The following is a 7,169-nucleotide window of genomic DNA, read 5'->3' as shown; positions in this document are numbered from 1 at the left end:
TAGGTTTGGTGGTAGGCGCGCACCAGATGATCGGAGGAAGCTTTGCTCGCGCTATATGGGCTGTTAGGTTCATAACGATGCGTCTCAGTGAAAGGAGGGGCGTCGGTATCCAGTGAGCCATAGACCTCGTCGGTGGATATGTGCAGAAATCTAAAGCGGCTCTTCTCGGGCTCGGCCAGAGCGTCCCAGTGGATTCGTGCGGCATCGAGGATTCGGCAGGTGCCCAGGACGTTAGTCTCGATGAATGCGATCGGTCCATGAATGGAACGGTCCACGTGGGATTCCGCCGCAAAATTGACAATCGCTCGAGGGTCATATTCGCTCAGGAACCGGGAGACTGTTTCGAAATCGCCAATATCTCCATGGTGGAAGACGTGTCGCTTATCCCCATTCAGAGAGGACAAGTTTTTCAAATTCCCTGCATAAGTGAGCTTGTCGAGGTTGACCACCGGTTCGGAACGATCTTCCAGCCAGTCGAGTACAAAGTTTGAACCGATGAATCCGGCGCCTCCAGTAACGAGTATGGTCATTGTTACATAGAGGCTTTCTACACCTTTTTGAGTACAGCCGCAGTGATCAGGCCGATATTGCCACCCAGCGTTTGCCGATAGATGCCGGAGCGCTTGAGACCCCACAGCCGGGGCACCAGCCAGCGGTCTCTGGCTTCGCAGAATTGATCGAGGATGCGTTGATTCTCGGGCGTAAGCTGGTGTTTGGCCTTTTGCAAGGCGCGGGTGTTTACGGTATTCCAGTTTCGGAATTGCCCATTAAAGAGTAGCCATATGCGGAGCAGCCTGGCACGCCAACCGGCATTGGGACCCATCAGATTACTGCTGTGTTGTCGATAACGCGTCGTGGGATACGCATCGTAAAACACGGTCCCGCCTGCCCCGCTGACGAGCAAATAGAGCCACCAATCGTGATAGACGACGTCTCGTTCACACCGACTGCTGAGGAGCTGGCGGGCTGCGTTGTTCATCACCATGGTATTTCCGCTGCCGATATTCTGCACGAGTGCATTGGCGAAGCTAGGTTTTTTCTCGAACAGCGGCGAAAACCCGATGTCACGGCCATTTTCATCGATCATCCGGGTTCTGGCGCAATACAAAGCGGGAACGTCTTTCGGAATGCAATTCAATTTTGATAACGCACTCGAGATCTTGTCGCACTCCCAGATGTCGTCCTGATCCACAAAGGCAAAAAAGTCCGCCTGTATGTCTTGGTCGCACACCAGAGAGAGAAAATTTGCGGCGAATCCCTGCCGGGGGCCCGATCGGATCGAGAGATGCTCCTTCCCCCACTGGGTTTGGTATTGGTCAAGAATGCGCAGGGTGCCGTCATCAGACCCGTCATCGGATGCCCATACGGTCAGGTTACTGTGCCTTTGGGCACCAATCGATTCGAGTTGCTCGGCAAGAAACCGACCTCCCTGGAAGGTGCAGAGTAGTACGGCGACATTTGGCTGAGAAAGTCTTGTGGGAGAATCTGGAGCCAATGTGCTTGCCAAGCCCCCCGTGGCGGCGGAAATCGTGCGGGAGTGCAGATCGAAGTCAATGCAGCTGCCGGGATTTCCAGGGATGATTTCGCTCCGTGACACAACCATGCAACGACCTGACAGGCATCTAAGTAGCTGAAATTTTTACAAACATGCAATTATACGCCCCATTTTCGATGAAAGACATAGCATTGTCCCCGAACGGGACCGTATTCTCTCACCATATCCCCGTGTGATGCACGCCGCAACCGCACGGTCATTTCCGCTGAAAGCAACGGTATGATTCGACGTGGTAACGGCTCCGCGCCCAATCAAGAGAATGAATACATCCATCAGAATGTGTGATTGAATTCGGGGAGGTGGATTCGGGCCGAGACTCAGTTCCACGTTCCCAGATCCGCACTATGCATTGTCAGGGCATCATTAGTTGATCTGTTCGAATACCCCGGTTGTTTCGGTGACCTCGAGGCAATCGCTCAAATCCTCTAGCCGGAAGACGGGGGCAAAATCATACCGAAACGGTTTGAAGGTATTCATCAGCGTGTTTCGCATAAGGGCTCGGGTGTTGAAGAAGGGGCGAGGCAGGTGGCTGTTGGCTGATCCTTTTCTCTGCCTCTTCGGCCGGATCGGGGTTTAAGTGGCTGTTCTGGGTCGCTTCGGTCGGTCGGCCCTGGAATCTGTTGTGACCGGGATCTTGATACAAGCCGTCCTGATTGTGAGCGGAATCCTGGCGGCACGATTCCTGGGCGTCGAAGGTCGCGGTTATCTCGCATTGCTCGTCCTGTTTGCGGTGACCGTGTCGCAGCTCGGTCTCCTCGGCCTGCCGCAAGCCGTGACGCATTTCGTCGCCAGGGATCACTCTATCGCCCCCCGGATGATGACGCTCTGTGGGCGTGCGGTGCTGAGCCAGAGCGTTTTGCTATTCGGCACGCATGCCGGCGTTCTGGCCATCTACCTGCAGGACAAGTCGGACGATGTCGTTCTGGCGGGCCTCATCACTTTGAGCGCGGTTCCCGGATTTGTGGCGCAGCAGTATGGTCTGGCGATATTGCAGGGTATGGGGCACTTCCGGAGCTTCAACGCCATCCGTCTAGCGGATCCCGTGCTTTATTCTGTGGGGATGGCAAGTCTCTGGGTTTCGGGCCACGTCTCGCTGCCCTTGGTCACCATAATGTGGGGGGCAGCCAAGGTGGTGGTAGGATTTTTTGCTTTCAGACGAGCCAGAGTGACCGTTTCTCTGCAGGGCTCGATGGCCCGAGGGCGTTCGCTGCCCGAAACGCGGCGATTGCTGACCTATGGATTGAGGGGGATGGTGGGCTATGTCTCTCCGCTGGAGAGCTTGAAATTCGACCAGCTGGTGGCCGGGCTGTACCTTTCTCCCGCGGCACTGGGAATCTATGTTGTGGCTCAGGCATTCAACAATCTGCCCAAGTTCGTAGCACATAGCCTGGGCATGGTCGTCTTCCCTTTCATGTCCGCGGTCGAATCCGCTCGGGCTGCGAAGTCGTACCTGGGAATCTTTTCATCATCGGTCGTCGTGCTCAACGGCGTCCTGATCGTCGCCTTGTACTACCTTATGCCCTGGCTGGTGGTGACGTTTTTCGGTGCGGAATTCTCTGACGCCATCCCCGTGGCGCGAATGCTCCTCGCAGCCGCCCTTCTCTGGTCCATCAGGCGTATTCTCGTGGAATGTCAACGCGGACTTGGATATCCCGAGTCATCGACATACGCTGAATTGGCGATGTATCCGGTACTGCTGATGACCCTGCCGTTCCTGGTTCCGAAGCTAGGATTGGAAGGTTTGGCCCTGTCGATCGTGATCGCCCAGGCAGCGTCACTGATCACCGCGTTGTTGTTTAACGGGTTGACAGTCATAAGGGTGCGGTCGGATGAATCCGGCTGAACGGTCGTGGATCAGAGAGGAGTTCAATGCGTCCGGTCATTGTCAGCGGATGTCGGTATTTCGCAGCGGGCGGTCGGAACGACATGGTGGCGGGGGCGTGTAGACGTCGCGACGGGGGAGTGAGCGAACTGGTATGAATTATCGTGCACACTGAACTGATGGCGAAATGGATGGGGCGCCGCTTGGGTTTTCGAGTAGCGCTGACGGCCTGGCGCCATAGGGGACTTGATCCGCATGACATCTTCTTGGCGTCCTACCCAAAATCGGGCAATACTTGGCTGGCGTTTCTGATCGCCACGGTGTTGACCGGCGAGGAGACCGACTTCGACCGGGTCGGTGACGTCGTTCCGGGAGTGGCTTATCACAAGGGGCGTGGCTATATGCTACCGGCTGGAGGGCGGATCATACGGACCCATGAGATGTGGCAGCCAGCCTATGGCAGGGGAATCTACATGGTTCGCGACGGTAAGGACGTAGCGGTGTCCTATTATCACCACCATTGTGCAACGGGAATGTTCAGCGGAGGGTTCTCCGAATTCTTTCGCTGGTTTACGTCGGGGAGCCTCGATGGGTATGGGGCCTGGGATAAAAACGTCGAGTCCTGGCTTCGTCAGATCGACGTCCAGCCAGAGGCTTTTCTCCTGTTGCGCTATGAGGACCTGCTCAACAACCCGGCAAGTCAACTCGAATCGGTATTGGTATTACTCGGAATCGGCGCGGATCGCGAGCGCATCGAGTTTGCCGTTCGCGCCAACGAAAAAGACCGGATGCGGAAAAAGGAAAAGGATTCCCGATTTCTCCGGGAGCGCATGAAGCTGGAAGGCGCGACTTTCGTGCGCAGCGCATCACCGGGCCAATGGGACAAATACTTTTCCGAGAAGGATCTTGCTCTATTCGAACAAACGATGGGTGAGGTCAACGCGCGGTTGGGTTACGCATGATTCCCGCAGCGATAGCGGCAAAAGCACGAATCGACGCATCGGCGCGGTTACCCTTCGACAACGGAGTCGTTGATCAGCGTTGCTGAAGGGAAGTCAAACAGACATGATCGTAATGGTCGGTGTTTTCCCGCCGCCGATTCATGGGCAGTCGCTTAGTAACGAGGCGTTGCGGAAGCATTTGGCGGCCGCAGGCGATCAGCCATCGGTCATTAATTTATCGCCTGATACGGCGAGCCGGTCTTATCGAGCGCGCCTCGGTCGATCCTTGGTGGTTCTGAGGGGGCTGGCCCGATTCGTCTTCCTCCTGGTAACGAAAAAGCGGGGCGGGAGTGTCGTTATCAGTATGTCCGGAGGTTACGGCATCGCGTACGATCTCGTATTCGCCGGTCTTAGCCGGCTTTCCGGAAGGAGACTGTTCCTGCATCACCACAACTACACCTACGTAGACAAACCCCGGTTGCTGATGAAATGGATCACCTTGGTTTCGGGTTCCAAAGCGACGCATATCGTGTTGTGCGAGCGCATGGGCGTGTCGCTGAAATCCCGATATCCCCGCATTGTTAAGACAGCCTGGCTGTCGAATGTCGTTTTTCTGGATGACAGCGGGGTGCCGCAAGCCGTGAAGCCGCGAGGCAGACTCGAGGTTATCGGTTACATCAGTAATATAACGGTTGAAAAGGGAATTTACGAGTTTCTGGATACGTTGGAAGAGCTGGGCAGGCGCGGTGTCCGGGTCTCGGCCAGGATTGCGGGTCCGATCGAGGACGATGCGCTGAAATCCGAACTTCTTTCACGGATCGATCGGCTCGATCGGCTCGGAAGCATCCAGTATGTCGGTGCCGTTTACGGGTCGGTGAAGGAAGAGTTTTACCGCGGCATCGATCTGTTTCTTTTCCCGTCTCGCAATGAAGCCGAAGGCCGGGTTATCCACGAAGCGATGTATGCCGGTGTCCCCGTGATCGCTGCCGACCGCGGCTGTGTCAGGGATGTAATCGGCTCACGGGCGGGATGGGTTGTCGAGGGGGGAGAGAGTTTCGTTGAGCGGGCGGTCGAACGGATCGAAACCTGGGTTCTACTCCCCGCGCAATTCGAGACGATCTCGCGAGCGGCGATACGGCGATTCCACGAGGTTCGGCGTGAATCCCAGGTCCAGCTCAATGCGATATGCCGGCTCATACTAACGGGGCGCTGAACCGGGTAGCATGTCAGGTTACAAAGAAACATGGCGCTGAGAATACTCATATCGAGTATCAACTATGCTCCGGAGCTTACCGCGACCGGCAAGTACGCCGGGGAGACGGCAGAATGGCTGGCGGCCCAGGGGCACAAGGTCAGGGTATTCGCCGCACCTCCTTATTATCCGGAGTGGCGTGTGGCAAGTGGTTACTCTGCCTGGAGGTATCGCCGGGAGAGGCTTAACGGGGTCGATGTCTTGCGGTGTCCCGTCTACATTCCGAAACATCAAACCGGGGTCAAGCGCCTGTTGCATTTCGCCAGTTTTTCCTTGAGCAGTTTTATCCCTTCGGTTATGGGGTGGTTGTGGAAGCCGGATGTCGTGCTGGTAATCGCTCCGACGATCCTGGCCGCACCCTCGGCGTTGATTTCCGCAAGCCTGGGAGGTGCAGGGAGCTGGTTGCACATCCAGGACTTCGAAGTGGATATTGCGTTTTCACTCGGGCAATTGAGTTCTCGCCGACTTAACTCGGTCTCGACGGCGATCGAACGGTCTCTGCTGCGGCGATTTGATCGAGTCTCGACGATCTCGCCGAGCATGCTGGAAAAACTCGGGAGCAAGGGGGTCCCTGTGGACAGGAGGATCCTTTTCCTGAATGGGGTGGACACCGGCCACATTAGACCGGTTTCCGGAGCAGGAGCGCTGCGGCGAGAACTCGCGATTGCGGACGATGCCATCGTTGCCCTCTACGCAGGCAACATGGGTGAGAAACAGGGACTCGAGTTGCTTGTCGATGTGATGGGGAGGTTAAGAGCGAATCCGAACATTCAGTTCGTGATGTGCGGTCGGGGGGCGGTCTACACACGGTTGCGCGAGAAAACGAACGCCTACACGAATGTTCATTGGTTGCCGCCACAGCCCTATGAGCGTTTGAATGAGCTTCTCAATCTGGGTGACATACACCTTCTGCCGCAACTGGCCGATGCGGCCGATCTTGTCATGCCTTCGAAGCTGACGGGAATCTTCGCCAGCGGACGGCCGGTGGTGGCGACGGCGCACACCGGGACACAGGTCGCGAAGGTGGTTGAGAACCGGGGGGTCATCGTTCCCCCCGAAGACGTGAACGCGTTCGTTCGGGCGCTGGTCGAACTTGCGGATTCTGCGGTGCTCAGGGAGAGCCTCGGGGCGGCTGCCCGGGATTTCGCCGTTAGGCACCTCGACCGGGATATGATTCTGGCGGGAATAGAGACGAAGTTGGAAGAACTGGCGCGTGCCTGAACGCCTCAGTTCCGCATCGCCGCCGAACCCTGACTGGCGCAAAACACAGATCCAACCCTGCGGGGATACGTCCGGCCGTGTCGAAGATCGGATTGGGACGAATCGGGGTATCAAGCCCGGCGAATCCTATCCCTGTGATCCAAATACCACCGAAAAGTCAAAGCCAGCCCTTCTCGCAGTCCGATCCTGGGCTTCCAGCCCAGCGCGGTGAGACGGCTGACCTCGAGGCGTTTTTGTGGCGCGCCATCGGGTTTCGTGGCATCGAAGACGATCTTTCCCTCGAACCCTGTGATCTCCGCGATCATCCGTGCGAGCTTGCCAATGGTGATGTCCTCCCCCGCGCCGATATTGATGTGCGACAGCCTGGGATGGGTCTGC

7 protein-coding genes are annotated in these 7,169 nt (G+C 56.8%); 4 read left to right on the top strand and 3 right to left on the bottom strand.

From position 1 onward, the window contains the following. Positions 1 to 530: GDP-mannose 4,6-dehydratase (locus tag LJE91_10970; protein ID MCG6869215.1), on the bottom strand; the 530-nt coding region annotated here is incomplete at its 3' end. A 17-nt stretch (positions 531 to 547) separates the two neighbouring features. Continuing rightward, complete coding sequence (locus tag LJE91_10965; protein MCG6869214.1) at positions 548 to 1,597, bottom strand: glycosyltransferase family 2 protein; 1,050 nt, start codon at positions 1,595 to 1,597, stop codon at positions 548 to 550. Between the two features lie 580 nt (positions 1,598 to 2,177). Between LJE91_10965 and LJE91_10960 the strand changes: the two genes are divergently transcribed. The 4 genes from LJE91_10960 (at position 2,178) to LJE91_10945 (ending at position 6,791) form a co-directional block, all read left to right on the top strand. After that, positions 2,178 to 3,398, top strand: a complete 1,221-nt coding sequence (locus LJE91_10960) for an oligosaccharide flippase family protein (GenBank protein ID MCG6869213.1) — start codon at positions 2,178 to 2,180, stop codon at positions 3,396 to 3,398. 143 nt (positions 3,399 to 3,541) lie between these two features. Then, positions 3,542 to 4,339, top strand: coding sequence for a sulfotransferase domain-containing protein (locus tag LJE91_10955; protein MCG6869212.1), 798 nt, complete (start codon positions 3,542 to 3,544; stop codon positions 4,337 to 4,339). A gap of 268 nt (positions 4,340 to 4,607) precedes the next feature. Further along, positions 4,608 to 5,531, top strand: coding sequence for a glycosyltransferase (locus tag LJE91_10950; protein MCG6869211.1), 924 nt, complete (start codon positions 4,608 to 4,610; stop codon positions 5,529 to 5,531). A gap of 30 nt (positions 5,532 to 5,561) precedes the next feature. Next, entirely contained in the window at positions 5,562 to 6,791 is a 1,230-nt protein-coding gene (locus LJE91_10945; protein MCG6869210.1) for a glycosyltransferase WbuB, read from the top strand. Between the two features lie 110 nt (positions 6,792 to 6,901). Here LJE91_10945 and LJE91_10940 read toward each other — a convergent pair. After that, the coding region (locus LJE91_10940; GenBank protein MCG6869209.1) for a GDP-L-fucose synthase at positions 6,902 to 7,169 on the bottom strand (268 nt) is incomplete at its 5' end.

Source organism: Gammaproteobacteria bacterium (assembly GCA_022340215.1).
GTDB lineage: Bacteria > Pseudomonadota > Gammaproteobacteria > JAJDOJ01 > JAJDOJ01 > JAJDOJ01.
Note: the sequence above shows the minus strand (reverse complement) of the source record. Positions and strands in the feature narration are given on the sequence as shown.